A 24920-nucleotide genomic window follows, 5' to 3' on the forward strand; every position below is an offset into this window, starting at 1 on the left:
ACTACACGGTCGCTGGAACGGCGGCAAGGGCGCCTTTCATCCCTTTGCGTGCCGATCGCCGCGAATCTGCAACTGGCGGGGAATGGCCAGCGCCGCCACGCCCACCACTGCCAATAGTGCCGAAACCGCCATGGCCGACAGGGTGAAGGCATGAATCGCATCGCGCGCGGCCATGCCTGCCCCCGGCTGGATCAGGAAGAACAGCGTGCCGATCGCCGCAGCGCCGATGGCGGAGCCGAGCTGCTGCGTCGCCTTGAGCGTGCCGGATGCGGAACCGGCATGGCCGACATCCACTTCCGACAAAGTGCAGGGCGGCAGGGGGCCGCCGGCCAGCCCCATGCCTAGCCCCATGGCCAGCAATGGCAGCGCCAGCAGCCAGGGGGCCGAGGTCATGAGCTGCGGCGCGTTGAACAGGCCGGTCAGCGCGGCGATGCCGGCGATCATCAGCATCGCCCCCCAGCTGATGATGATCGGACCAAAGCGCGGCAGCGCCTTGCGCGACAGCAGGCCGATCGCGAAGGACGCACCGAATGCATAGGGCACATGGGCAAGCCCCACCTGCGCCGCGGTAAAATGCAGGCCGCGCTGCATGGCGAGGGTCAGGACGAACAGCAGGCCGCCCGTCGCTGTCTGGAACAGCAGGGTCGTCAACAGGCCGAAGGTGAAGCCGCGCGCCTGAAACAGGTCCGGCACGATCAGGGCGGAGCCGTCCCGCGCCATGCGGGCGCGGCTGCGCCGGATCACGAGGAGGGCGATGGGCAGGCTGCATGCCATCAAAGCGAAGCCCCACGCCGGCCAGCCATAATCGCGCCCCTGAATGAGCGGAAAGATCAGCGCGAACAGCAGCAGCATGACCAGTAAGGTTCCGATCATGTCCAGCCGGGGCCGATGCGCCGAGCGCCCGGCCGGCAAAATCCGCGCCGCCAGGACCAGAGCGACAATCCCGATCGGCAGGTTGATGAGGAAAATCGGTCGCCAGCCCAACCCGAACAGATTGGCGCTGAGGATCAGGCCGCCAATCACCGGCCCCAGCACGGCGGCAAGGCCACCCAATATGCCGAACAGGCCCAGCGCCGCCATGCGCTCATGCGGGGGATACATGATCTGGGTCAGCGACATGACCTGCGGCAACATGATCGCCGCCGTCGCCCCCTGCAACAGGCGCGCGCCGACCAGCTGGCCGGGGCCTTGCGCCAGGCCGCACAGAAGCGAGGTCAGCGTGAAGCCGGCCACGCCAATCAGAAAGGCCCGCCGATACCCCAGAATGTCGCCCAGCCGCCCGCCGGTGATCAGCAACAGCGAAAAAATGGTGGAATAGCCCGCGACCATCCACTGCACCTCCGCATCGCTGGCGCCCAGTTGCGCCTGAAGCGTGGGCACCGCGACGTTGATGATCGTCATGTCGACAAGGTCGAGCACCATGGCCGTGGCGACGATCGCCAGCGCCATGCTGCGTTGCCGGCCGCTCAGGCGCGCCGCCGATGCGAGCGCGCTGTCCGCAGCCAGGCCGCCCTCTCCCCTCATCCCGTTCATCTGCTTCCCCGCGGGCGCCATGGCAGACGCCTTTTATAGAATGACTATTCTAGTAATGAATATGCCAATTTTCCGGCCCGTCAAGAGTGAGCGCATGGCGAAAAAGATGCCACTCGACAACCAGAATTTTTATTCTAATAAATGATGGCACGGCGGGTCTTCAGCCGCGCGAATCGGTTGGATTGCCCGAATATTCTGCCCCGCCCCATCATCAGGCGCGGGACCATGGGTGTTGCCCTGTCCTTGGCCAGCCCCCCGCGACAGCCTGCATTGAAAAGCACAATCACGAGAGAGGAAATGCGATGAAGCTTGTCCCCCTTATGGCCCTGACCGCGACAATGGCGCTCGCTTTGCCCGCGACGGCGCAGGTCATCGTCAACGTCAAATATCGGCCGCCCGAAACGGTGCAGCGCGTCGCCATTCCCGTCGATCCGGCGGAAAAGCGGGTGAAGGTGCTGATCATCAGCGGCCAGAACAGCTATGAACATGACTGGACCGGCGTGAACAACATGCTGCGCACGCTGATGCAGGATACGGGTCGGTTCGATGTGCGCATTACCGAGGATTTCGACCATGGCGACCTGGCGACGCTGAAGAGCTACGACGTCGTCCTGCTCAACTATTCCAGCCGCTGGAATTATGCCGACAAGGACGAGCATCGCTGGTCGAAACAGGCCGAACAGGCGTTGTTCGACTATGTGAAGCAGGGCGGCGGTCTGGTCGCCTATCATTCCTCCTTCACCTCCGGCCAGAACTGGCCCGAATATCAGACGCTGATCGGCGCGGTGATGGAGCCGGGGTCCAGCCGGCGATCGCCGCCGGGCGCCTTCCCGGTCCATATCGTCGATCGCACCCACCCGATCACGGCGGGCATGCGGGAATATGTCTGGACCTATAATGACGACATGTACACCAACATGCGGATGGACCCGACGGCCAGGATCCATGTGCTGGCGACGGCGCATGATGCATCGGCCAGCTACGACGCCAAGATCGCCGGGCATAAATATCCCGCCGCTGCCTATACGCCCGAAAAGCTGAAGGCGATGAAGGGGATGGACGCCGATCATCCGCAGGTGTGGACCGCCGATTATGGCAAGGGCCGGGTCTTTTCCATGACGCTGGGCCATGACGAGGTGTCGCTGCATTTTGCCGGGCTGCAATCGCTGATCCTGCGCGGGACCGAGTGGGCGGCGACCGGCAAGGTAACGGTGCCCGTACCGGAAGAGGCGAAGGATTATCCGACCCAGTGAGGCGCGCGGCCGGCGGCGACAGGGTCGAGGGCCATAGGTGACTTACCGGATTGCGGCCTGTTCGTCCGCCGATTGACAGGCCGCAACCAAACCAATAGACGAATATCAGTTCTAATTAGAGGCGACGTCTTGAGTCGTCCGGGAAAGAGGAGCCGAGGCGCAGTGCGTTCCCTGATCGATTTCTTCCGACGCCTGTCGCTGGTTCCGCAGGGGATCACGATCGTGGTGGCCGGCTTCCTGCCCATCTTCGCGATCGTTTCCATGTTCCCCGCCATTCCGGCGATCATCGATCATTTTGCCGGCGATCCCGACGCCCGGTGGAAGGTGCCGATGATGGTGTCGGCCCCCGGCCTGACCATTGCCCTGATCGCGCCCTTTGCCGGATTTTTCGTGGATCGTTTCGGCCGCCGGCCGCTGCTGATCGGCGCGACATTGCTCTATGGCATCGTCGGCACCGCGCCCTTCTTCCTCGACAGCCTGAATGCGCTGATCGCGTGCCGGCTGTTGCTGGGCTTGGCGGAAGCGGCGATCCTGACCATCGTCAACACGCTGATCGCGGATTATTGGGACGATCGCGGGCGCAAGGACTGGCTGTTCCTGCAAGGCATATGCGGTCCCTTCTTTGCGTCGGGCGTGATCCTGATGTCGGGCGCGGCGTCTTCGGTGCGGTGGAACGGCATCTTCCTGGTCTATGCCGTCGCCTTCCCGATCTTCATCGCGATGATCGCCTGGCTGTTCGAACCGCGCCGCGCCGATGGCGCGACCATCGCCGACATCGCCCAGAAGAAGGAAATGGCGCAGCGCACGCCCTTCCCGATCGCATCGGTCGCGCTGATCGGCGGCGTGACGCTGGTCGCGTCAGCGCTCTATTATGTCTTCATCATCTCCGGTTCGCTCGCCTGGCGCGAGGTCGGCATCATGGACCCGGCCCGCATCGGCCAGCTGACCGCCATCCCCAGCCTGTTCGTGATGCTGGGCGCGGTGATTTTCCGCCTGATGGGCAATATGTCGCATCAGGTGAAGCTGGCCACCTTCTTCGGCCTGCTGGGCGTTGGCCTGGCCGGCATTGGCCTTGCCCCCGACTGGCGCTGGCTCACCGCCGCGCTGATCGTGCAGCAGACCGGCGCGGGCATGGCGGTCGCCACCATCATATTGTGGGCGCAGAGCATGTTGCCCTTCGAACATCGGGGTCGGGGCATGGGCGTGTGGACCGCCTGTTTCTTCTTCGGCCAGTTTTCCAGCCCCTGGGCCGTGCATCAGGCCGAAACCATCGTCGGAACCATGCAGGGCGCGTTCCTTGCAGCGGGTCTGATCGGCATCATTGCCGCCATTCTCATCGGTCTGGCGCGCACGCCGCGCGCCGTTCCTTCCATCGCTCCAGCGGAGTAAATCATGACTAGCGACATCAAACGGGGCGTGAGCCTCTATAGTTTCCAGCACGAAACCTTTCAGGGCAAGATGAGCCTGGAGGATTGCTTCAGGGCCTGCGCCGACATGGGCGCGCTGGGCATCGAGATTATCGGCGAGCAGACCTTCTGGGGCTGGCCCGAAGCCACGGTCGACGAGGCGAAGATCGAAGAATGGCATGCGCTGATCGCCAAATATGGCGCCACCGCCGTCAGCCACGACTTCATGCTGGATTACAAGCGCTACAAGGGGCGGATGATGCCCTTTGAGGAACAGGTCGCCAGCGTGAAGAAGGACATCGACTTCGGCGCGCGTCTGGGGATGAAATATATCCGTGCGCTCGTGTCGATCGCCCCCGAAGTACTGGTCGCCGCCGCGCCCTATGCCGAGGAGAAGGATATCAAGATCCTGATCGAGGTGCATGCGCCGCTGCATTTCGACCATCCCTGGATCATTCGCCATGCCGAGGCCTTTGAAAAATCGGGATCGGACGCCTTGGGCTTCCTGCCCGACATGGGCATGTTCCTGTTCAAATTCCCGCCGGTCTGGAAGGAGCGCTTCATCCGCAACGGCGTGCCGCAGAAGATCGCCGACTATATCGAGACGGCCTATGAGGACCGGGTCTTGTCCGAATATGTCATCCTGAACGTGCGCGAGATGGGCGGCGAAGGACCGGCGCTGGGCATGGCCGAAACGCTGCGCCACAATGCCGCCTATGAGCCGAAGCGGATGCTGGATTACATGCACCGCATCCATAATGTGCACGGCAAATTCTATCAGATGGACGAAAATCTGGTCGAACCCTGCATCCCCTATGACGAGATCGTCCGGGTGCTCAAGCAAGGCGGCTACACGGGCTATATCTGTTCGGAATATGAGGGCAATCGCTGGATCGAGGACGCGCAGGACGTCGATTCCGTCGAGCAGGTCCGCCGCCAGCAGGAAATGCTGAAGTCGCTGATCGGCGAACCCACCCCCACCGTTCTCGCAGCCTAAGGAGCCGCCCCCATGTTCGACAAGATGATGTTGTGCGACGAAGGCTTTGAAAATGTCGTCGAAGGCGGCGAGACGATCGGCTTTTGCCTGCTCGCCCGCCTGCCTTATTATCGCGGCCTAGGGCTGTCCATGATCGAGGATATCGGCCTCACCATCGACGGCGAGCCAGTGGCGCGCGAGGATGTGCGCTTTTCGGTGCGCGGGCGCAGTTGGACGCTGGACGAGATGGAAAGCGTCTATGATGATCGCTGGAATTTCGGCGAGAAGGCGACGGTCATGGTGCTGCGCGCAGGCGGGCTGACGCCGGGCGCGCACAAGGTCGACATCGCCGTGCGGATGCGCGTGTCCTACCTGCCCTTCGTGCCGACGACGAAGACCGGGCGCGAACTGCAACTCGCCGCCTGATGCTGGAACGGCATGGCGGCGCGGTGCGTCGCCATGCCGCCGATCCGCCGGGAAAAGCGCGGGCGATGATATGGCATGGGAGGAAATGAGATGATCCGACGCTATCGCTGGCGCATGGCATGCGCTCTGTTGGCCATGAGCATAGCGTCGTCCTCCGCGACGCAGGCGCTGGCCAGCGGGCCGCAAAGCCCGCCCGGTTTCCAGTTTTCCCCCGCATCCGCCCCTTCGCAATCCGCAGTCATCCCACTGAACACCGGGCCGCAGGCGGCGGACGTTCCAGCGGAAAACTGGTTTCGGATGAATGGCGACCTCAATGTGCGCAACGTATCCGCTGCGACAGTGACGCCGTTCCTGCCCGATCCCGCCAGGGCGACCGGCGCCGCCGTCATCGTGGCGCCGGGTGGAGGATTTCTGGGCCTGGCGATCGAAACGGAAGGCTATGCCGTCGCGCAATGGCTGGCCGATCATGGCGTCGCCGCCTTCGTGCTCAAATATCGGCTGGTGCCCACGCCGGGAGATTTCGCCGTCTTCACGCGGGAAATGATCGCCGGACGCACGGGCAAGCCATCCTCCATCCGCCCGCCGCAGGATACGCCCGACTTTTCACGCGACGACGGCCTTGCCGCCCTGACGCTGGTGCGCGCACGGGCGAAGGCGTGGAAGATCGACCCAGCCCGCGTCGGGATGATGGGATTTTCAGCAGGCGCGTTCACCACCATCAGCACGACATTGTCGGCAAAGCCGGGGCAGCGCCCCGCCTTCATCGCGCCCGTCTATGGCAGGCTGACCGCCCGCGCAGCGCCGGCCGACGCGCCGCCGATGTTCGCCGTTCTGGCGGCCGACGATCATTTCTTCGCCAGTCAGGGCTTTGGGCTGATCGACGCCTGGTTGCAGGCGAAACGGCCGGTGGAATTTCACCTCTATCAGGATGGCGGCCACGGCTTTGGCCTGGGGCGATCCGGCACGACCAGCGATGGCTGGATCACCGGTTTCATGACCTGGCTGACGGTGAATGGCTTTCTGAAGACGAACTGACCGCTTTTCGTGCGCATCCCGGCTGGAAGCGTCGGCCCCGCGCACTGACGGGATGCAGCATCAGCAAATGCAAGGACAGGCAAGCAACATGGGTAGGACGCGGGAAATATGGGTCGGCCCGGCGGCAGTGCAGTTGCAGGAACATGGCCCGGACTGGCTGGATGTCGTGGACGACAAGCCATGGTCGAACGAGAATGGATTTCATCGCGGCTTCTGTTCCAGTTTCCGCATCCGTCCCGACCGGCAGATATGGTTCCATTTCCCCTTTCAGATCCCGGCCGGGGGATCATCGACCAGGTGTCGCTGCTGTGGGAAACGGAGGGGGCCGCGAAGGTCAGCTGGGCCTGCGTCCACCATGGCGGGATGGAGCGCCAGCATCTCTACGAACCCAACGTGCCGCTGAACGGCGTGCCCGAACCGTTCGATCCACCGGAAATGTGGCGGAAATTCTATCCCACTGCGAACCGGATGCGGGCCGACATGGCCGTGAAGCCGGCGATCCTGACGCGGTTCGGATTTCAGCTCTGCATATTGGCGGATGGTCCGGGCGTGGTGCGCTTTTACGGCGCGGGGCTGCGATATGCCGACGGCGAGGGCTGACGCATGGCACGCTGCCCCATGCGTCAGCGCGCCAGCGGCCCCGCCCGCAGGAAGGCCGCGCACATGATCGCCAGATCCTCCTTAAGTTCGTCCCAATTCCCCTGATTGGCCGCTTCGGGCGAAGACCCCAGACCCAGGAAGCGCGCCAGCGTGTAGTAGATCATGCGAAACGCATTGCCGACCAGCCGCGCATGATCCGGCCGCCCGAACTGGCCAGCATAGCGCAGCATCTGCGCCTCGGCTTCCGCCGTCAGCTTTTCCGCCGAACTGCGCCCCAGTGACGAGATCGATTCATCATAAATGGCGCGGAACATGATGGGGCGCAGAACCGGGCTGTAGCGTTTCAACAGTTCCGCATAGGATTCCACGAACAGCTGCGCAAATTCGTCCAGACTGGCCGCCTTTTCGCCGATGGTCTGCATCATGACATCCTGATCCGATCCGATCTGGGCGAGAACGCGCCCATGGACGGCGCGGATCAGATCATCCTTGCTGTCGAAGCGCAGATAGATGGAACCGATCGACACCTTCCCCGCCTTGGCCACTTCGGTCAGCGTGAAATCATCATTCCCGCGCTTCACCATCAGTTTTTCGGCGGCCGTCAGCATCCGCTCATAAGAAGCGCGCGAACGCCCCTGTTGCGGCACGCGACTGGCCTCCGCAGGACCAGAAATAGAATCATTCTTCGACTTCACGGTTGACACTGGCGGCATAATGACCCTATCGGTAATGAGAACAATGGTTCTAATTGATTTCCATTCTGACGGCTTTGGCCGCCAATGTAAACAAGTCGTCATATCAGCGCCCACAGGGCAGCGGTGGAGGGGATAATGCGCTTTTCTGTTTTTCTGAACGCCCGGTCGATGGCCGCGGAAGAAGACCGTCAACTCATCCATGACCTGACCGATCATGCCACACAGGCGTCGGATCTGGGCTTTGACGCGATCTTCCTGCCCGACCATCATTTCAACGGCTATATGCCGGTGGCGTCGGACAGCTTCATGTTCGCATCCTATCTCGCCGCGAAACTGCCGCGCATGCATTTCGGCTTTTCCGTCGTGTCCGTGCCGCTGCACCACCCGGTGCGCTTTGTCGAGCGGATCAATATTCTGGACCAGTTGACCGACGGCAAGCTGCTGGTCGGCGTCGGCAGCGGCACCACGCCCGAAGAGATGATCGGCTTTGGCGTCAACTATAAGGAAGCCGGGCAGGTTTCCGAAAATAATCTGGCCATCGCCGAGCAGCTTTGGGCCAAGCGGATGGAAGATCCCGCGATCGACATCGACAACGGCCCGCACAAGGGCCGCGTGTTGCAGCGCATCGCGCCTGCGCAGTACAGCCCGCGCCACGCCCGCCTGATGCCCGTCGCCATGAAAGAAAGCAGCGCCCGCCGCGCCGCCGAAAATGGCTGGCCCGCCTTCATCCCCGCCTTCACCCCGCCCCAGATCGGCGGCACCGAACCGATGAAGCATGTCTCCAAATATTTCGGCATCTATCGCCAGATGCTGGACGAAGCGGGTCATTCGCCCGAGGTGATCGCCAAGGCGCTCGACTGGACGACACACACCTATCAGGTCGTGCATGTCGCCGAAACCGACGAGCAGGCGCGCGAGGAACTGGAAGTGATCCTGCGCTCCTATCAGGACGCGATCGAGCGCGAAGCCGCGTTCAACGCCCGCGCCGAAGCGGACTCCGCCAATAAAAAGACCGACCGCACGCCCAATGCCCTGACCGAAGACTGGATCGGGACATGGTGCCTCTATGGCTCGCCCGAAAGGGTGATCGAGCATCTGAAGCCCTATGAGGAACTGGGCATCGGCAACATATTGTGCGGGACCACCACCGGCCCGCTGACCGCCGAAAGGCTGCGGCTGGGCAACCAGACGCTGCGTCTGTTGTCGGAAAAGGTGATGCCTGCGTTCAAGGTGTCCGAACCGGCCGAATAATCAGCGTTGCGTGCGAGCGCGGCCCACAAGAAGGCCGCGCCGCCCCTTTGAGGAGTGTGGAATGTCCGGTCTTTCTATGGCCCGCGCAAAGCGGATCGTCGGCCTTGGCGGCACCTTTCGGCAGGCGTCCTCCAGCGAGCGGATCGTCCGCGCGGTGCTGGCGGACTGTGCGGCGCTGGGCGCCCAGACGATCATGTTCGATGGCCCGGCGCTAGCCCGGCTTCCCCATTTCAATCCCGAAAATCCGACACGCACCGATGCGGAAAGCGCGCTGGTCGAAGCGGTGCGCGACTGCGACGGCATCGTCATCGGCAGTCCCGGCTATCATGGCGGTTATTCGGGGCTGGTGAAGAACGCCGTCGACCTGCTGGAAGACCTGCGCGCCGACGCCCGCGTCTATTTTGACGGCCGGCCAGTTGGCCTTGTCGTGACGGCGGCGGGTTGGCAGGCATGCGGCACGACATTGTCGGCGATGCGGGACGTGGTTCATGCCATGCGCGGATGGCCCACGCCCGTTGGCGTTGCGGTGAACAGCGTGGAGCAGCGGCCGTTCGGGCCGGATGGCGCGCTGACCGACGACGGCGTCGCCCGCGCCGTACGCGCGCAGGCGCAGCAGATCATGGCCTTTGCCATGGCAGCGGTCCCGGCGGAGAATGTAGCATGACGGACGCCCTGACGCTGGAGCAGCGGATCGCGATGAGCGCGGGCGCGACCATGTGGACCACGGTCGGCTATGCGGAGGCGAACATCCCCTCGCTCGCCATGGCGGACGGGCCGATGGGCATCGCCAGCGGGCGCGTGGACGAACGCGACATCGCGCTGCTGACCCCCTGCCCCACGGCGCTGGGCGCAAGCTGGGACGTGGAGCTGAACAGCCGGGTCGGCGCGCTGGTGGGCGGCGAAGCCATTCGCATGAACGTCGACATGGTGCTGGCCCCCAACGTCAATCTGGCGCGCAGCCCGTTGGCGGGACGCGCGTTCGAATATTTTTCCGAAGAACCGTTGCTCGCCGGGATATTGGGCGCGGCCTGGGCGACCGGGCTGCAATCGACCGGCACGGCGTCCATCGCCAAGCATCTGGTGTGCAACGACAGCGAAACCGATCGCGATCGCATGAACGCCGTGGTCGATGAAGCGACGCTGCGCGAAATCTATCTGCTGCCGTTCGAACTTTGCGCGCAGGCGGGCGTGGGCGGCATGCTGACCGCCTATAACCGGCTGAACGGGCAATGGTGCGCCGAACATCATCACGTCATCACCACCATCGTCAAAGGCGAATGGGGTTTCCCCGGCGTGATGATGAGCGACTGGTTCGGCACCCATAGCACTGTCGCGACGCTGAGCGCGGGGCTGGATCTGGAAATGCCCGGCCCGGCCCGTTTCCTTGGCTTCAAGGCGGCCGAAGCGGTGGCGCAGGGGCAGGTGGGCGAAGCGCGCGTGACCGACGCCGCCACCCGCGTCGCCCGCGCAGCCGCCCGGTTCAGGGCGGAAAAGAAGGCCCCGATTACCGGCAAGGCGGCCGACGCCCTGCTGGTGGAGGCGGCGGCGGCAGGATGTGTGCTGCTGCGCAATCGGGACAATATCCTCCCCCTCGTACCGGGGCGCGACAGGCATATTGCGATCATCGGCCCCAATGCAGCCGCCCCCTGCTATCAGGGCGGCACATTCGCCAAGATCGCCGTGTCGCCTGACGCATCGCGACCGCTGGACGCGATCATCGCACGTTATGCTCCGCATGGCCGCATTGATTATGAACCGGGCGTCGACCCGCAGCCGCGCCTGCCCGCCATGCCCGTCCGCCCGGCGCGAGATCCGGGCGACGGTCATGCGCGCGGCATGACCGTCGATTATTATGACGGGCAGGATGCGGACGCACGCCTGATCGCAAGCGAAACTCGCGACACCAATTCGCTGGTCTGGTTCGCGGGCGTGCATGACGATGTGGCGACGCTGAACAAGGCGGCGCGGATCGTCGCCACCGGCATCTTCGAAGCCGATCAGGATGGCGAGCATATCTTCTATCTGGGCGCGACCGGCCCGGTCGTGCTGCGCGTCGATGGGCAGGATGTGCTGGCGCAGAAGGAACCGATCCCGTCGTCCGACGTGATGGGCAAGCTGAAAAGCGGCGACGCGCGCAGCACCGCCATCGCATTGCAGGCTGGGCAGAGCGTCACGATCGAAATCGAGTTCCGTTACGATCCCGCCCGCGTCCATGGCCTCTGGTACGGCATCCGTCGCCCCGACACGCCAGAGGCCATGCTGAAACGCGCCGTCGATCTGGCGGCGCAGGCGGATGCGGTGATCCTGATGGTCGGCGAAACATCCGACGCCAGCGTGGAAAGCAAGGACCGCAGCCATACAAGGCTGGCCGACGAACAGATCGCCCTGATCGACGCCGTGACCGCCGCCAACCCGCGCACGGCGATCATCGCCAATGTCGGCCATGCGTTCGACACAAGTTGGGAAGACAAGGCAGCCGCGCTGCTGATCGCCTGGTATCCGGGCGAAGGCTTTGGGGAGGCGATCGCCCAGGTGCTTGCCGGCGATCGCGAGCCGGGCGGGCGCATGCCCGTGTCGATCGCGCGCCGGGACGAGGATTATCCCGCCTTGTCATTGACCCCCGATGCGCAGGGCGACCTGACTTATGCGGAAGGGCGACGCCTGGGTTATCGCGGCATGGCCGATCCCCGCCATACGCTGGGCGCTGGCTTTGGCTATGCCGACATCGCCATCGTCGCGGCGCAGACCTTGCCGGATGAAGGCGACGGGCTTCGCATCGCGGTGACGGTGGAGAACCGATCCGACCGGGCCGGCAGCGACGTTGCGCAAATCTATCGGCGGGAACCCGAACTGGCGCTGGTCGCCTTCGCCAAGCTGCACCTGCAAGCGGGGGAGCGGCGCGACGTCGTGATCGAAATCCCCGCGCGCCGCCTGCAATATTGGCGCGACGGCTGGCGCGACATCGCCGCCCCGCGCCTGTTTGTCGGCCGCTCGGCCGCCGACATCGCCTTTGACCTGTCCCTTCCCGTTTCGGAGCCTATCGCATGAGCCGCGTCACAGAAATTCGCTATGTTGGCTATGCCGTCCCCGATCTGGCGGCGGAAAGCTCTTTCTACGCCGACCAGTGGCGGCTGGTGGAGGCTGGCGAGCAGGACGGCATGGTCCATTTTGCGGCCGACGGCGGCGAGGACGCCTATGTCGTGCGGCTGCGCGCGGCGGAGGAGAAGCGGGTCGACGTGATCGCGCTGGCCGCCGGCAGCCGCGCCGATGTGGACGCGCTGCATGACAAGGTTGCGGCATCGGGTTGCCGGATCATCTTTGCGCCCAGGAATCTGGAAACGCTGGGCGGCGGCTATGGCTTCCGCTTCTTTTCCCCCGACGGCCTGCCGTTCGAGATTTCGAGCGATGTGGCGCGGCGCACGGCGCGCGAGATCGTCCATTGGGAAGGCGTGCCGCAGAAGATCAGCCATATCGTGCTGCATTCACCCAACCATCAGGCGCTGGTGCAATGGTTCTGCGATGTTCTGGGCTTCAAGGTCAGCGACTGGCTGGGCGATTTCATGTGCTTCCTGCGCTGCAATGGCGCACACCATCGCATCGCCATCCTGCCCGGACCGCCCTGCCTCAACCATGTCGCCTATGATATGCTGAGCGTCGACGACATGATGGTGGGCATCCACCGGCTGCGTCAGCAGGGCACCGACATACGCTGGGGTCCGGGCCGGCATACGGCGGGCAACAACACCTTCAGTTACTTCACCACGCCCGCGGGCTTTGCGGTCGAATATACGTCGGAACTGGAGCATGTAGATTTCGAAAGCCACGCGCCCAAGGTCCATATCCCCGGTCCCAAGGTGATGGACCAGTGGGGCATCGGCGTCGGCGGTCCGCAGACCATGCCGCACCCCGAACCCGACAAGGGACTGTTCCAGGCGGTGGAGGTCTGATCCCATGGCGCTGTTCGAATATTTCCCCAATTATATCTGGAACCTGTCGGTCGCGATCGCGATGGAGAGCGGCGCGCAGCTCGGTGAAATCATCGACATGTGCCAGCCGATCAGGGACGCGGCGGATGGCGGCGCGGATGCGGGCACGCCCATGTTCATGAAGGCTTGGGCGGCGATGGGCGACAAGCTGCTGGAACTGGCCAGTGAGGATGAGGCGAAGGGACGCTTTTTCTCCGCATCCAACAAGCTGGAGCGTGCGTCGCTCTACCTGATCACGGCGGAGCGGATGCAGGGCCATGGCGCGCCGGGGCGCGAGGCGACCTATGCCCGCGCCCGCGATGCTTTCGACAAGTCGACCGCGCTCGGCCGTATCAACCGCGAGCGGGTGGAGATACCGCTGGACAAGGGCACGATGCCCGCATTGTTCACGCGCGCGCCGGGTCCGGGCCGCAAGCCCGTCGTCGTCTTCTGTAACGGCCTCGATAGCTGCAAGGAGCTGCTTTACTGGACGCGGCTGCCGCAGGAACTGGCCCGGCGGGGCATTGCGACCCTGTGTGTCGACCAGCCCGGATCGGGCGAGGCGCTGCGGCTTCAGAACCTGCCCGTCGATCCGCTGAGCGAAAGCTGGGCGAGCAAGGCGGTCGACTGGCTGGAACAACAGCCCGAAGTGAACCCCAAAGCGATCGGCATGACCGGCATTTCGCTGGGCGGCCATTTTGCCCCCCGCGCCGTCGCCTATGAACCGCGCTTCGCCAGCGGGGCCGTCTGGGGCGCGAACCATAACTGGCGCGAAGTGCAGGACAAGCGCATGGCGCGCGAGGGCGAAAACCCGGTCCCCCATTATTGGGCGCATGTCCACTGGGCGTTCGGCGCGAGCGATCAGGACGATTTTCTGGCGAAGTCGGAGGCGATGAACCTCAACGGCCATATGGGCAGCATCACGGTGCCCTTCCTCGTCACCCATGGCGCCAGCGACCGGCAGATCAGCGTCGATTATGCCGACGATCTCTATGAGCAGCTGATCAACTCGCCCCGGCGCGAGAAGATGATCTTCACCCCCCGCGAAGGCGGCGTGGAGCATGTCGGCGCGGACAATATGGCCTATGGCCGCGATCTGATCGCCGACTGGTTCGCCGAAACGCTGGGCGGGCGCGTCGCATGACCCGCCGCTTCATCGACCTGTCGATCACGCTGGAAAATGACGTGGTGTCCGATCCGCCCTTCATGCGGCCGAAGATCACCTATGAGACGCATCAGGAAACGGTGAAGGAGTTGCAGCATTTCTTCCCCGGCGTGACGGCGGAACAAACGCCGGGCGGCGAAGGCTTTGCCGCGGCCGAATGGGTGACGCTGACCACGCATAACGGCACGCATCTGGACGCGCCCTATCATTTCTCGCCGACGATGGACGGCGGGCAGCGGGCGATCACCATCGACGAAGTGCCGCTCGACTGGTGCTTCCGCCCGGGGGTGAAGCTGGACTTCCGGCATTTTCCCGATGGCTATGTCGTCACCGCAGCCGATGTGGAGGCGGAACTGGCGCGGATCGGCCATGATCTGCAACCGCTGGACATCGTGCTGGTGAACACGGCGGCGGGCAAGGCGCTGGGGCGGCCCGATTTCGTGAATGTGGGATGCGGCATGGGCTATGAAGCGACCATGTATCTCACGACGCGCGGCGTGCGCGTGACCGGCACCGACGCGTGGAGCTGGGACGCGCCCTTCAGTTACACGGCGGAAAAGGTCAGGGAAACGGGCGACACGTCGCTCATCTGGGAAGGGCATAAGGCGGGCCGGGACATCGGCTACTGCCATCTGGAGAAGTTGCACAATCTGGAAAGCCTGCCCGGCAACGGCTTCACCGTCAGTTGCTTCCCCCACAAGATCAAGGGCGCTTCGGCGGGCTGGACCCGCGCCGTCGCCATCATCGAGGATTGATCGATGCGCCTCGCAACGCTGGACAATGGCACGGCTGACGGCGCGCTGGCCCTCATATCGCGCGACGGGCAGCGCGCCCTGCCCGCAGCCGGCATTGCCGACACGCTGCAACAGGCGGTCGAGCGCTGGGTCATGATCGAACCGGCATTGCGCGCACTGGCTGACCGGCTGGAGCAAGGCGAGGGATCGCCGATCGATCATGACCGCCTGCTCGCTCCCCTGCCCCGCGCCTGGCAATGGCTCGACGGGTCCGCCTTCCCGCAACATGGCGCATTGATGCAGAAGGCGTTCAACCTGCCGCCGATCGAGACGGATCGCCCGTTGATGTATCAGGGGCTGTCCGACCGCTTCCTGCCGGGCCATGCCGATGTGCCGTTGCCCAGCGAGGCGGATGGCATCGATTTCGAGGGTGAATATGGCGTCATCACCGACGCCGTGCCGATGGGCACGCCGGCCGATGATGCCCTGCGCCATGTAAAGCTGGTCCTGCTGATCAACGACTGGTCGCTGCGCGCCATCGCGCCCATAGAGATGAAGACCGGGTTCGGGTGGGTGCAGGCCAAGCCCGCCTGTTCGCTCGCCCCCTTTGCTGTCACCCCCGACGCGCTGGGCGACGCATGGGTCGACGGCCGGGTCCACCTGCCCCTTCAGGTCATGATCAACGGCCAGTGGTTTGGCCATCCCCATGGCCGCGAGATGCAGTTCGGCTTTCACGATCTGATCGCCCATGCCGCCCGCACCCGCGCCCTGCCCGCAGGCACCATCATCGGTTCCGGCACGGTGTCCAACGCCGATTACGCCAAAGTCGGTTCCTCCTGCATTTCCGAGCGCAGGGCCATCGAAGCGATCCGGAACGGCGCGCCACAAACAGCCTTCCTCTCCTTTGGCGACACCGTTCGGATGGATGCCCTGGGACGGGACGGATCGCCGTTCGGGACTATCGACCAGCGTGTCGTCGCCGCAATCTGAACGACAATAAGGAGGAGAGCCATGACAAAGATCCGCATGGGCATGGTCGGCGGCGGCCCCGGCGCTTTCATCGGCCCGGTCCATCGCATCGCCGCGGAACTGGACGGGCAGATCGCGCTGGTCGCAGGCGCCTTCAGCAGCGATGCCGAACGCGCACGCGCGGCAGGCGCGCAATATCGTATCGATCCGGCCCGCGCCTATCCTGACCTCAACGCCATGCTGGAGGTCGAGGCCGCGCGCAGCGACGGCATCGATTTCCTGTCCATCGTGACGCCCAACCACCTGCATCTGCCCGCTGCGCTTGCCGCATTGAACAGCGGTTTGCCGGTGATGAGCGACAAGCCCGCCACCGCCACGCTGGACGAAGCGCTGGACCTGCGCCGCATCGTGCGCGAGACGGGTACGCCCTATGCGCTGACCTATACCTATTCCGGCTATCCGCTGGTGCGCGAAGCGCGGGCGCGCATCGCGGCGGGGGGCATTGGCAAGGTGCGCAAGGTCGTGGTCGAATATCCGCAGGGCTGGCTGGCCGGAGAGGCAAGCGGCAAACAGGCCGAATGGCGGGTCGACCCCGCCCGGTCGGGCCAGGGCGGGTGCATCGGCGACATCGGCGTCCATGCCTTTCACCTGGCGGAGTTCGTCACCGGGCTGACCGTCACCGAATTGCTGGCGGACCTTGCCGCGGTGGTGCCCGGTCGCGCGCTGGACGATGACTGCACCGTCCTGCTGCGGTTCGACACCGGGGCGCGCGGCGTGCTGATGGCGTCGCAGATTTCGGTCGGCGAACGCAATGGCCTGCGCATCCGCGTCTATGGCGAACATGGCGGCATCGACTGGCGACAGGAATCGCCCAATGCCCTGACTCTGCATCATGGCGACGGACGAACCGAAATCATCCAGGCGGGCGACGCCGCGCTTGGCCCCGACGCCCGTGCCGCGACACGCACGCCCGGCGGCCATCCGGAAGGCTATCTGGAAGCCTTCGCCAACCTTTACCGCGATTTCGCCCGGATGCTGCGCGGCGAACCCGCCCCGCTGCTGCCCGGCATTGACGATGGCGTCCGGTCGATGGCGTTCATCGCCACCGCTGTCGACGCCAGCGCTCGCCGCGCCGGCTGGACGCCGCTCATCATCCCGGGAGAATGACATGAAGACCATCAAAGGCCCGGCCATTTTCCTGGCCCAGTTCGCCGGCGACGCCGCCCCTTTCAACAGCCTGGACAGCATCGCCCGGTGGGTCGCGGACCTGGGATATAAGGGCGTGCAGATACCAAGCTGGGACGCGCGCCTGTTCGATCTGGGCAAGGCGGCCGACAGTCAGGATTATTGCGACGAGGTGAAAGGCGTGCTGGCCGCCCATGGCCTGTCGATCACGGAATTGTCGACTCATCTTCAGGGGCAGCTGGTCGCCGTCCACCCCGCCTATGACGCGCAGTTCGACGCCTTTGCCGCGCCGGAAGTACGCGGCAATCCCGCTGCGCGGCAGGCATGGGCCGTGGATCAGGTGAAGATGGCGGCCCGCGCCAGCCAGCGCCTTGGCCTGACCGCGCATGCGACCTTTTCCGGCGCGCTGGCATGGCCCTATGTCTATCCCTGGCCGCAGCGGCCCGCCGGACTGGTCGAGGATGCGTTCGACGAACTGGCGCGGCGCTGGAAGCCGATACTGGACGTGTTCGAGGACCATGGCGTCGATGCCGCATTCGAAATCCATCCGGGCGAAGACCTGCATGACGGCGTGACGTTCGACATGTTCCTCGACCGGCTGGGCGGCCATGCCCGCGCCAACATATTGTATGATCCCAGCCATTTCGTGCTGCAACAGCTCGACTATCTGGCGTTCATCGACATCTATCGCGACCGCATCAAATGTTTCCATGTGAAGGATGCGGAGTTCCGGCCCACCGGGCGTTCGGGCGTCTATGGCGGCTATCAGGGCTGGGCCGACCGGCCGGGCCGGTTCCGTTCGCTGGGCGACGGACAGGTGGATTTCCCCGCCATTTTTGCGAAGATGGCGCACTATGATTTCCCCGGCTGGGCCGTGCTGGAATGGGAATGCGCGCTGAAACACCCGGCAGTCGGAGCGGCGGAAGGCGCGCCCTTCATCGCCCGGCACATCATCGAAGTGACCGAACATGCATTCGATGATTTCGCTTCGGGCGGAGCGGATCGCCAGCTCAACCGTCGCATGATGGGCATATGTCCATGATCGGCAGCAGCATGCCGGTCATCCCGCCAGGCGGATCATCCGCGATTCGGCGATAAAGTGACAAAAGAGACGCAAAATGCGCGTGGAATTGTCACCTTATGTCACTTTATCGGGGCCGCGCCGGCAGGTTTGCGCATGTGCTGCCGACAATCGAAAGAGCCGATGTCAGCATAGGAGAGGTCCGCCCTGTAGGACAGACGGACACGCCGCCATGCCGCCATTCACAGAGGTTTGGGGGCGATGATCCGCCTGCGGACATGCCCCATGTCGCCTTTAGGACTTCGGCGCGCAGGTCCGCGTCACCGACGCCGGCAATATCTGATCCAGCCGCCGACGCACCACATCCGCCCAGATGCGGTAGCCGCCGGCGTTCATATGGACGCCATCGGCCTGATAATTGTCGCCCAGCTTGCCGCCGGCCAGCAGCGGCGTGGTGATGTCGGCATAATGCGCCGCCTGCATATGAGGCAGGAAATTCTGCGCCGCCGCGTTGAACAGCCGTTGTTCGCCGAGGAATTTCAGGCGGCCGGGGCTGGGCTTTGCCGACAGCAGCAGCACCGGGACGCCGGGCAGCAGCCGGTCGCGCAGATCGAACAATGCCGCCACCTGCCGCATGACCGTGCGCACCGGCACGCCATTGGCGATGTCATTTTCCCCGACATAGAGGATCAGCGCGCGCGGCCGCCCCTCCGCCGGACCGATATTGGCGAAGCGGGGCAATATGTCCGGCAGGGTCGCGCTGTTGATGCCGCGATTATGAGTGATCCATGGCGCCATATCCTGTTGCAGGCTGGTCCAGCGATGGATGGATGAACTGCCCACGAACCAGAGGGCGCATCCCTGCGCGGCAACGCCATTGTCCGGCAAGGTGGCGGTTGTGCCGCGATAGCGGTCGTAAAGCCGCCAGCCGACGAGGATCAGCGCGAACACCAGCATGGCGAAGAGGAATTTGGCGAGAGGCGAACTATCCAGACTGCGCAACAGGGCGACCCCTTTTCTGGTTGATCTTCGGCGCGCATCGACCCGAAGCATTTCCGACGAGGATATAGTCTAATTATTTACCAGCTTCTTTGAACCGCCCGAAAGGCCATGGTTGCATGGTAGGGAAAGGGGCCGGGGGTATTTGGGGTGGGCAAGAATCCGTCGATCGACCTGTTGAAGGGCGTGCTGATCCTGCTCGTCATGGCGGGACACGCCATGGAACTCACGCATCAGCAGCATCTGGCGCTGTGGATCGGCGCCGGGTTCCGCATGCCGGTGATGATAGGCATTTCCGGCTATCTTCTCAACGTGGCGCGCACGCGATCGGAACCATCCGTCCCGCTGTTCAAACGCTATGGCGAACGGCTGCTGCTGCCATAGCTGGCGGCGTTGACGACCTATGAACTGGTAACTGGCGCATCCCTGTCCTGGATGACGCCCATCGAGATGCTGCTGCGCCCGCCATTCCACCTCTGGTATGTGCCCGTTCTTTTCTTCCTGATCATGATCACGCGGCTGGCACCGCTGTCGCCGCTGCTGTTGCTGGCGATCGGCGCGCCGATCAGCCTGGCGACCATGTACAGCTTTGGCCTGGACCATGGCCCGATCGGCTTCAGCCTGTTGTCGGCCGACAGCCGCTTCGTGCGCTTTCCGGTCTATTTCTTCTTTGGCATGCTGATGGCGGAACGGGGGCTGCCGACCCGCTATCTGGGCGGGGCGATGCTGGTGACGGCGATGGGCCTTGGCTGGTGGTCGACCTTGCAGGGAAGCGGCAACGCCCTGGCCTTCGTGCCGGCGCGGCTGATGATGTGCCTGGGCCTGATCGCGCTGTTGCCGCGCATCGCGGCGCTGCGCCTGTCCTTCGCGCCGATCAGCCGGATCGGTCGCGACAGCCTGTTCTTCTACCTCTGGCATCCGCTGGTCATGGCCGGGATGCTGATGACCGGCGCCAATGCGCCCGTCATGCTGCTGGCGTCCGCCCTGATCCTGACCGCCGGCTGACCGCCCGGCACGCCGGGCTGCGCCGCTGGCTGGGCAGCGTGCCGCCGCCCCGCGCCATGACCGTGCCGGTCATGGCGCCGGCGCCTCAGCCCGCCTGATCGCGCCGCTTATAATTTTCCATATTTGGCTTCGAAACCGGCAAGGTCGCCGGCCGCGAGATATTTGGCCTGGTCGATCCACTGGTCGCGCACCGGCCTGCCCTTGAAATTGCCGAGCTTGGCGTCGATCAGGGCGACGTCGCTATCGGTCCAGGCCGCAATCTGGGCAAAGCGGGTGACGCCCAGTTCGATCAGCAGCGCCTTGAGCTTGGGCCCGACCCCCTTGAGCTTGAGCAGATCATCCCCATCCGCGGCAGGCGTGGTGACGGCCGGGGAGGCCGGCGCGGGCGCGGGGGCCGCCTCCGCCGCCGGGGCCGGATCGACCACCGGGGCCGGATCGACCACCGGGGCCGGCTCAGGCGTTGGTTCGACGGGCACAGGTTCAACAGGCGCAGGCGCGGGTTCGGCCGGTACAGACGCCACCGGGACAACCACGGCCGGCTCCGCCATCAGCGGAACGGGGGCGGCGGTCACCGGCGCGGGCGGGACAGCCACCGGCGCGACTGGCTCCGCAGGCGCATCCGTCTTTTTCTTGCCCGACAGCAGGAAGACGAGCGCGATGACGACCAGCAGCGCCGCCAGCAGCCACAGGCCATAGTCCATGAAGAATTCCTGCATCGCGCATCACCTCCCTGTTGTGCGTGTCATACCCTATTTAAGAACGCTTGCGCGCACGGGGCAAGGGCGTCGCGCGGTTTCGCGCGCGACAGCCCATCCGTCTTGTCAGCGCGCTTCGCGCGCGACCTCGCGCCAGCCAATGTCGCGGCGGCAGAAACCGGACGGGAAGTCGATCGCATCGACGGCGGCATAGGCGGCGGCCTGCGCCGCGCCGACCGTATCGCCCGTGGCGGTGACGTTGAGCACGCGCCCACCATTGGCGACCAGCACGCCATCCTTGTCGGCGGTGCCGGCGTGGAAGACCTTTGCCCCGTCCGCTTCGGCCCGGTCGATCCCGCTGATCGCGCCGCCCTTTTCGGGCGTGCCGGGATAGCCATTTGCTGCCATGACGATGGTGAGCGCGGTGCGATCCGCCAGTTGCACCGGTCCCTGTTCGGCCAGCCTGCCCTGCGCCACGGCAAGCAGCAGATCGACCAGATCGCCGTCGAAGCGGGTCATCAGCACCTGACATTCGGGATCGCCGAAGCGGGCATTATATTCGATCAGCTTTGGCCCTTCGGCCGTGAGCATCAGGCCGGCGTACAGCACGCCCGAATAGGGGATGCCTTCTGCCGCGAGCGTATCGACGGTGGGGCGGATGATCTGTTCCAGCACCTGCGCCTCCAGTTCGGAGGTCAGCACGCGCGCCGGGCTGTAGGCGCCCATGCCGCCGGTGTTGGGGCCGGTGTCGCCATCGCCCACGCGCTTATGATCCTGCGCCGACCCGAAGGGCAGGATGGCGCTGCCGTCAGTGAGGGCGAAGAAGCTCGCTTCCTCCCCGGTCATGAATTCTTCAAGGACGACTTCCTCGCCCGCCGCGCCGAACGCGCCGGAGAACATGGAATCGAGCGCCTCCAGAGCCTCTTCGCGCGTTTCGGCGATAATCACGCCCTTGCCCGCGGCCAGGCCATCCGCCTTGATCACCACCGGCAGGGTGAAATCATCGAGCGCGGCGATCGCGCCGTCCTTGCTGGTGACGCGGACATAGGCGGCGGTGGGGATATTGGCGCGCTGGCACAGATCCTTGGTGAAGCCTTTCGATCCTTCCAGCTGGGCCGGCTTCTTGTTGGGGCCAAAGACGGGGACACCCATGGTGCGCAGATTGTCGGCGAGGCCATCGACCAGCGGCGCTTCCGGCCCGATCACGACCAGACCAATCGAATGGCGGATGCAGAAGTCGAGCACGGCGCGATGATCGGTCGCATCAAGGTCGACCAGCGTGGCGTGCTGCGCTATGCCCGGATTGCCCGGCGCCGCGTACAGCGTCTTGAGGGCCGGCGATTGCGCCAGCTTCCACGCCAGCGCATGTTCGCGGCCGCCGCCGCCAAGCAGAAGGATGTTCATGTCGCCCATGTCCCCGGAATTTGATGCCTATGACAGTTCGGGCCGCCTGTTAGCCGAGGAACGCGCGGGCGACAACGCGCCGCCGCTGTCGGTCAGCGAATTGTCGGGATTGTTGAAGCGCACGGTCGAGGATCGGTTCGGCCATGTGCGGCTGCGCGGCGAGATTTCGGGCTTCAAGCGGGCGGCGTCGGGGCACCTGTATCTGGCGCTGAAGGACGACAATGCGGTGCTGGACGGGGTGATGTGGAAGGGCGGCGCGCAGCGGCTGGCCTTCACCCCGCAGGATGGCGTGGAGGTGATCGCCACCGGCAAGCTGACTACCTATCCCGGCCGGTCCAAATATCAGATCGTGATCGACCGGATGGAGCTGGCCGGCGAAGGCGCGCTGATGGCGCTGCTGGAGAAGCTGAAGGCGAAGCTGGCGGGCGAAGGGCTGTTCGCGCCCGAGCGCAAGAAGCCCCTGCCCTTCCTGCCGCGCACAATCGGCGTGGTGACATCACCCACCGGCGCGGTGATCCGCGACATTCTCCATCGGCTCAGCGATCGCTGCCCGACCAATGTGCTGGTCTGGCCGGTGCTGGTGCAGGGGCAGGGCGCGGCCGAGCAGATCGCACGCGCCGTTCGTGGCTTTTCGGCGGTGGAGGGCGGCCCATTGCCCCGGCCCGATCTGGTGATCGTGGCGCGCGGCGGCGGTTCGATCGAGGATCTGTGGAGCTTCAACGAGGAGATCGTGGTGCGCGCAGTTGCCGATTGCACCATCCCGATCATTTCGGCGGTGGGACATGAAACGGACACGACCCTGTGCGACTATGCCGCCGACCGGCGCGCGCCCACCCCGACCGCCGCCGCCGAAATGGCGGTGCCGGTGCGGGCGGAATTGCTGGCGGGGCTGAACGAAATGGGACTGCGCGCCGGGCGCGCGGTGCGGCGGGGGGCGATGCAGGCGCGCGAAAGGCTGGAGATGCAGGCGCGGCTGATGCCGACGCCCGACATGCTGCTGGCGCCGCAACGGCAGCGGCTGGATCAGCTGTCCGACGGGCTGGTCAACGGGCTGCGCCATGCGCTGGCCGATGCGCGCGCGCAACTGGGGCAGGCGGCCGGCGCGTTGCGCCCCGCCCTGCTGCGCCAGCATGTGACGCGGGCGGGCGAGCGGCTCGACCGGCTGAAGCTGCGGCCCGACTATCTGCAACGCGCCTTGTCCGACCGGGCAACCGCCTTCGACCGGGTGTCGCGCCATTTCGCCTCGCTCGATCCCGACCTGCCGCTGCAACGGGGCTATGCGCGGGTCATGGCGCAGGGGCGGCTGGTGCAGTCGGTCGGCGCGGCGCAGGCGGCCGGCCAGGTCATGCTGCACTTCAAGGACGGCGCGGTGGGCGCAGGCATTGGCGAGGCGGCGGACGGGCTTGAACAGCGCCCCGCCCCTCCGCTATCCTCCCCGCCCCGCCCGGTGCGCAAGGCGCGCGCAGCGGAAGAGACGCCCCAGCAGGATTTGTTTTCCTGATCCGGCGCACCACGACAAAGGCTTTGAACCCATGTTGATGTCCAATCGCGATCGCATCGCCCGCCTCCATTATATGCCATACAGCTTTCGCGTGTTGCAGGCCGGCGATCATGTGCTGTGCGCCGTGACTGGCCAGAAAATCGCGCTGGAGCATCTGCGCTACTGGAGCATCGACCGGCAGGAGCCCTATGCCAGCGCGCAGGCATCGGTGCAGGCGGAATTGAAGGCGCGCCCGGCCGGATGAAGGACATGGTTGCGGCGCTGATGCTGGCGATGGCGACGGCAACGACCGCTCAGCCCGCCGCGCAGCCGGCCATGATGCCTGTTCACGCCGATTTCCGGCTGACGGGGCAGGCCATTCAGGGCGGCGCATTGCTGGGCACGGCGCCCGCCGGAACGGTGATGCTGCAACTGGACGGCCAGCCGGTGCCGGTGGAAGCGGACGGCCGCTTCCTGATCGCATTCGACCGCGACGCGCCCTCCACCGCGCGACTGACGGCACGCATGGCTGACGGTCGGACGATGGAACAGGCGTTGACGGTAGCGCCGCGCGACTGGCGGATCGAACGCATCAACGCGCCGATGCGGCCCACGAAAAGCACCGAAGCCTTCCTGGCGCTGCGCAAGCCGGAACTGGAGGCGATCGCCGCCGCGCGTGCGACCGTGACCGACGCTCAGGGGTGGCGCCAGCGCTTTATCTGGCCGCGCCTTGGCCGGATTTCAGGCCTGTTCGGATCGCAGCGCATCTATCAGGGGACGCCGGGCGCCTATCATGGCGGCGTGGATGTCGCCGCCGCGACCGGCCAGCCGGTGATCGCGCCGGCCGATGGCGTCGTCATTCTGGCAGCTGCCGACAAGCCCTTCACGCTGGAAGGGCATTTGCTGATGATCGACCATGGCCATGGCCTCAACAGCGCATTCCTGCACCTGTCGCGGATCGACGTTAAGGTCGGCGACCATGTGGCGCAGGGGCAACGCATCGGCGCGGTTGGCGCCACTGGCCGCGCGACCGGGCCGCATCTTCACTGGGGCATGAAGTGGAATGAGGCCCGGATCGACCCACTGCTGATCGCCGGGCCGATGCCGGCCGGAGGGTAGCGGG

At 65.1% G+C, this 24920-nt stretch carries 23 protein-coding genes and 1 pseudogene; 19 read left to right on the plus strand and 5 right to left on the minus strand.

The genetic code is table 11. The features are described from left to right. Positions 1-36: 36 nt before the first annotated feature. On the minus strand, positions 37-1554 hold the full coding sequence (locus tag ACFOKF_RS18080) for an MFS transporter (RefSeq protein ID WP_380797419.1): 1518 nt from the start codon (positions 1552-1554) through the stop codon (positions 37-39). 281 nt (positions 1555-1835) lie between these two features. Here ACFOKF_RS18080 and ACFOKF_RS18085 point away from each other — a divergent pair, with 281 nt between their 5' ends. From ACFOKF_RS18085 to ACFOKF_RS18110, 6 genes are all read left to right on the plus strand, one after another. After that, positions 1836-2786, plus strand: a complete 951-nt coding sequence (locus tag ACFOKF_RS18085) for a ThuA domain-containing protein (RefSeq protein ID WP_380797420.1) — start codon at positions 1836-1838, stop codon at positions 2784-2786. Between the two features lie 162 nt (positions 2787-2948). Continuing rightward, positions 2949-4175, plus strand: a complete 1227-nt coding sequence (locus tag ACFOKF_RS18090) for an MFS transporter (RefSeq protein ID WP_380797421.1) — start codon at positions 2949-2951, stop codon at positions 4173-4175. A 3-nt stretch (positions 4176-4178) separates the two neighbouring features. Continuing rightward, positions 4179-5189, plus strand: a complete 1011-nt coding sequence (locus tag ACFOKF_RS18095; RefSeq protein WP_380797422.1) for a sugar phosphate isomerase/epimerase family protein — start codon at positions 4179-4181, stop codon at positions 5187-5189. A 12-nt stretch (positions 5190-5201) separates the two neighbouring features. Beyond that, positions 5202-5594 (plus strand): C-glycoside deglycosidase beta subunit domain-containing protein, encoded by a 393-nt coding sequence (locus ACFOKF_RS18100; RefSeq protein ID WP_380797423.1) that lies wholly within the window; start codon positions 5202-5204, stop codon positions 5592-5594. Between the two features lie 135 nt (positions 5595-5729). After that, a complete protein-coding gene (locus ACFOKF_RS18105) occupies positions 5730-6629 on the plus strand; it encodes an alpha/beta hydrolase (RefSeq protein WP_380797425.1) in 900 nt (299 codons plus the stop codon). Between the two features lie 249 nt (positions 6630-6878). Next, positions 6879-7229 (plus strand): hypothetical protein, encoded by a 351-nt coding sequence (locus ACFOKF_RS18110; RefSeq protein ID WP_380797426.1) that lies wholly within the window; start codon positions 6879-6881, stop codon positions 7227-7229. Positions 7230-7252: 23 nt separating this feature from the next. Here the strand turns inward: ACFOKF_RS18110 and ACFOKF_RS18115 are convergent, their stop codons facing one another. After that, positions 7253-7876, minus strand: coding sequence for a TetR/AcrR family transcriptional regulator (locus ACFOKF_RS18115; RefSeq protein ID WP_380797428.1), 624 nt, complete (start codon positions 7874-7876; stop codon positions 7253-7255). Positions 7877-8059: 183 nt separating this feature from the next. Here ACFOKF_RS18115 and ACFOKF_RS18120 point away from each other — a divergent pair, with 183 nt between their 5' ends. The 9 genes from ACFOKF_RS18120 (at position 8060) to ACFOKF_RS18160 (ending at position 18235) form a co-directional block, all read left to right on the plus strand. Continuing rightward, the gene (locus ACFOKF_RS18120) at positions 8060-9175 is read left to right on the plus strand and encodes an LLM class flavin-dependent oxidoreductase (RefSeq protein ID WP_380797430.1); all 1116 of its coding nucleotides are present in this window, start codon (positions 8060-8062) and stop codon (positions 9173-9175) included. A 61-nt stretch (positions 9176-9236) separates the two neighbouring features. Beyond that, positions 9237-9839 carry an NADPH-dependent FMN reductase gene (locus ACFOKF_RS18125; protein ID WP_380797431.1) on the plus strand — a complete coding sequence of 201 codons (603 nt, stop codon included), beginning with the start codon at positions 9237-9239 and terminating at the stop codon, positions 9837-9839. After that, entirely contained in the window at positions 9836-12223 is a 2388-nt protein-coding gene (locus tag ACFOKF_RS18130; RefSeq protein WP_380797433.1) for a beta-glucosidase, read from the plus strand. The genes ACFOKF_RS18125 and ACFOKF_RS18130 overlap by 4 nt, the downstream gene beginning before the upstream one ends. Then, positions 12220-13122, plus strand: a complete 903-nt coding sequence (locus ACFOKF_RS18135; protein ID WP_380797434.1) for a VOC family protein — start codon at positions 12220-12222, stop codon at positions 13120-13122. The genes ACFOKF_RS18130 and ACFOKF_RS18135 overlap by 4 nt, the downstream gene beginning before the upstream one ends. Before the next feature lie 4 nt (positions 13123-13126). Next, on the plus strand, positions 13127-14284 hold the full coding sequence (locus tag ACFOKF_RS18140) for an alpha/beta hydrolase family protein (RefSeq protein ID WP_380797435.1): 1158 nt from the start codon (positions 13127-13129) through the stop codon (positions 14282-14284). Beyond that, positions 14281-15060 (plus strand): cyclase family protein, encoded by a 780-nt coding sequence (locus tag ACFOKF_RS18145; protein WP_380797436.1) that lies wholly within the window; start codon positions 14281-14283, stop codon positions 15058-15060. The genes ACFOKF_RS18140 and ACFOKF_RS18145 overlap by 4 nt, the downstream gene beginning before the upstream one ends. Positions 15061-15063: 3 nt before the next feature. After that, entirely contained in the window at positions 15064-16029 is a 966-nt protein-coding gene (locus ACFOKF_RS18150) for a fumarylacetoacetate hydrolase family protein (RefSeq protein WP_380797437.1), read from the plus strand. Between the two features lie 21 nt (positions 16030-16050). Next, the gene (locus tag ACFOKF_RS18155) at positions 16051-17175 is read left to right on the plus strand and encodes a Gfo/Idh/MocA family protein (protein WP_380797439.1); all 1125 of its coding nucleotides are present in this window, start codon (positions 16051-16053) and stop codon (positions 17173-17175) included. Between the two features lies 1 nt (position 17176). Next, a complete protein-coding gene (locus ACFOKF_RS18160) occupies positions 17177-18235 on the plus strand; it encodes a sugar phosphate isomerase/epimerase family protein (protein ID WP_380797440.1) in 1059 nt (352 codons plus the stop codon). A 273-nt stretch (positions 18236-18508) separates the two neighbouring features. Here ACFOKF_RS18160 and ACFOKF_RS18165 read toward each other — a convergent pair whose 3' ends face one another. After that, positions 18509-19216, minus strand: a complete 708-nt coding sequence (locus ACFOKF_RS18165; RefSeq protein WP_380797441.1) for a GDSL-type esterase/lipase family protein — start codon at positions 19214-19216, stop codon at positions 18509-18511. A gap of 216 nt (positions 19217-19432) precedes the next feature. Here ACFOKF_RS18165 and ACFOKF_RS18170 point away from each other — a divergent pair. Continuing rightward, positions 19433-20218 (plus strand): annotated as a pseudogene (locus ACFOKF_RS18170) (acyltransferase family protein). A 107-nt stretch (positions 20219-20325) separates the two neighbouring features. Here ACFOKF_RS18170 and ACFOKF_RS18175 read toward each other — a convergent pair. Both ACFOKF_RS18175 and purD read right to left on the minus strand, forming a co-directional pair. Then, on the minus strand, positions 20326-20934 hold the full coding sequence (locus ACFOKF_RS18175) for a hypothetical protein (RefSeq protein ID WP_380797442.1): 609 nt from the start codon (positions 20932-20934) through the stop codon (positions 20326-20328). A 105-nt stretch (positions 20935-21039) separates the two neighbouring features. Continuing rightward, positions 21040-22317 (minus strand): phosphoribosylamine--glycine ligase, encoded by a 1278-nt coding sequence (gene purD, locus ACFOKF_RS18180; RefSeq protein WP_380797443.1) that lies wholly within the window; start codon positions 22315-22317, stop codon positions 21040-21042. A gap of 7 nt (positions 22318-22324) precedes the next feature. Between purD and xseA the strand changes: the two genes are divergently transcribed. Genes xseA through ACFOKF_RS18195 form a run of 3 tightly spaced genes read left to right on the plus strand, consistent with a single transcriptional unit; the run spans position 22325 to position 24916 of the window. Next, a complete protein-coding gene (xseA, locus tag ACFOKF_RS18185; protein ID WP_380797876.1) occupies positions 22325-23818 on the plus strand; it encodes an exodeoxyribonuclease VII large subunit in 1494 nt (497 codons plus the stop codon). A 31-nt stretch (positions 23819-23849) separates the two neighbouring features. Beyond that, complete coding sequence (locus tag ACFOKF_RS18190) at positions 23850-24062, plus strand: DUF2093 domain-containing protein (protein ID WP_380797444.1); 213 nt, start codon at positions 23850-23852, stop codon at positions 24060-24062. Beyond that, a complete protein-coding gene (locus tag ACFOKF_RS18195; protein WP_380797445.1) occupies positions 24059-24916 on the plus strand; it encodes a M23 family metallopeptidase in 858 nt (285 codons plus the stop codon). Before ACFOKF_RS18190 ends, ACFOKF_RS18195 begins: the two co-directional genes overlap by 4 nt. Positions 24917-24920 lie beyond the last annotated feature (4 nt).

Source organism: Sphingobium rhizovicinum, assembly GCF_042647625.1.
Lineage (GTDB): Bacteria > Pseudomonadota > Alphaproteobacteria > Sphingomonadales > Sphingomonadaceae > Sphingobium > Sphingobium rhizovicinum.

Excerpts from the sequence above, each read along its gene's own strand:
- ACFOKF_RS18085 (WP_380797420.1), top strand. The coding sequence starts at position 1,836 with ATGAAGCTTGTCCCCCTTATGGCCCTGACCGCGACAATGGCGCTCGCT.
- ACFOKF_RS18175 (WP_380797442.1), bottom strand. The coding sequence starts at position 20,934 with ATGCAGGAATTCTTCATGGACTATGGCCTGTGGCTGCTGGCGGCGCTG.
- ACFOKF_RS18125 (WP_380797431.1), top strand. The coding sequence starts at position 9,237 with ATGTCCGGTCTTTCTATGGCCCGCGCAAAGCGGATCGTCGGCCTTGGC.
- ACFOKF_RS18100 (WP_380797423.1), top strand. The coding sequence starts at position 5,202 with ATGTTCGACAAGATGATGTTGTGCGACGAAGGCTTTGAAAATGTCGTC.
- ACFOKF_RS18150 (WP_380797437.1), top strand. The coding sequence starts at position 15,064 with ATGCGCCTCGCAACGCTGGACAATGGCACGGCTGACGGCGCGCTGGCC.
- ACFOKF_RS18110 (WP_380797426.1), top strand. The coding sequence starts at position 6,879 with ATGGTTCCATTTCCCCTTTCAGATCCCGGCCGGGGGATCATCGACCAG.
- ACFOKF_RS18135 (WP_380797434.1), top strand. The coding sequence starts at position 12,220 with ATGAGCCGCGTCACAGAAATTCGCTATGTTGGCTATGCCGTCCCCGAT.
- ACFOKF_RS18080 (WP_380797419.1), bottom strand. The coding sequence starts at position 1,554 with ATGGCGCCCGCGGGGAAGCAGATGAACGGGATGAGGGGAGAGGGCGGC.
- ACFOKF_RS18105 (WP_380797425.1), top strand. The coding sequence starts at position 5,730 with ATGAGCATAGCGTCGTCCTCCGCGACGCAGGCGCTGGCCAGCGGGCCG.
- ACFOKF_RS18195 (WP_380797445.1), top strand. The coding sequence starts at position 24,059 with ATGAAGGACATGGTTGCGGCGCTGATGCTGGCGATGGCGACGGCAACG.
- ACFOKF_RS18095 (WP_380797422.1), top strand. The coding sequence starts at position 4,179 with ATGACTAGCGACATCAAACGGGGCGTGAGCCTCTATAGTTTCCAGCAC.
- purD (WP_380797443.1), bottom strand. The coding sequence starts at position 22,317 with ATGAACATCCTTCTGCTTGGCGGCGGCGGCCGCGAACATGCGCTGGCG.
- ACFOKF_RS18160 (WP_380797440.1), top strand. The coding sequence starts at position 17,177 with ATGAAGACCATCAAAGGCCCGGCCATTTTCCTGGCCCAGTTCGCCGGC.
- ACFOKF_RS18190 (WP_380797444.1), top strand. The coding sequence starts at position 23,850 with ATGTTGATGTCCAATCGCGATCGCATCGCCCGCCTCCATTATATGCCA.
- ACFOKF_RS18120 (WP_380797430.1), top strand. The coding sequence starts at position 8,060 with ATGCGCTTTTCTGTTTTTCTGAACGCCCGGTCGATGGCCGCGGAAGAA.
- ACFOKF_RS18140 (WP_380797435.1), top strand. The coding sequence starts at position 13,127 with ATGGCGCTGTTCGAATATTTCCCCAATTATATCTGGAACCTGTCGGTC.
- xseA (WP_380797876.1), top strand. The coding sequence starts at position 22,325 with ATGTCCCCGGAATTTGATGCCTATGACAGTTCGGGCCGCCTGTTAGCC.
- ACFOKF_RS18145 (WP_380797436.1), top strand. The coding sequence starts at position 14,281 with ATGACCCGCCGCTTCATCGACCTGTCGATCACGCTGGAAAATGACGTG.
- ACFOKF_RS18130 (WP_380797433.1), top strand. The coding sequence starts at position 9,836 with ATGACGGACGCCCTGACGCTGGAGCAGCGGATCGCGATGAGCGCGGGC.
- ACFOKF_RS18155 (WP_380797439.1), top strand. The coding sequence starts at position 16,051 with ATGACAAAGATCCGCATGGGCATGGTCGGCGGCGGCCCCGGCGCTTTC.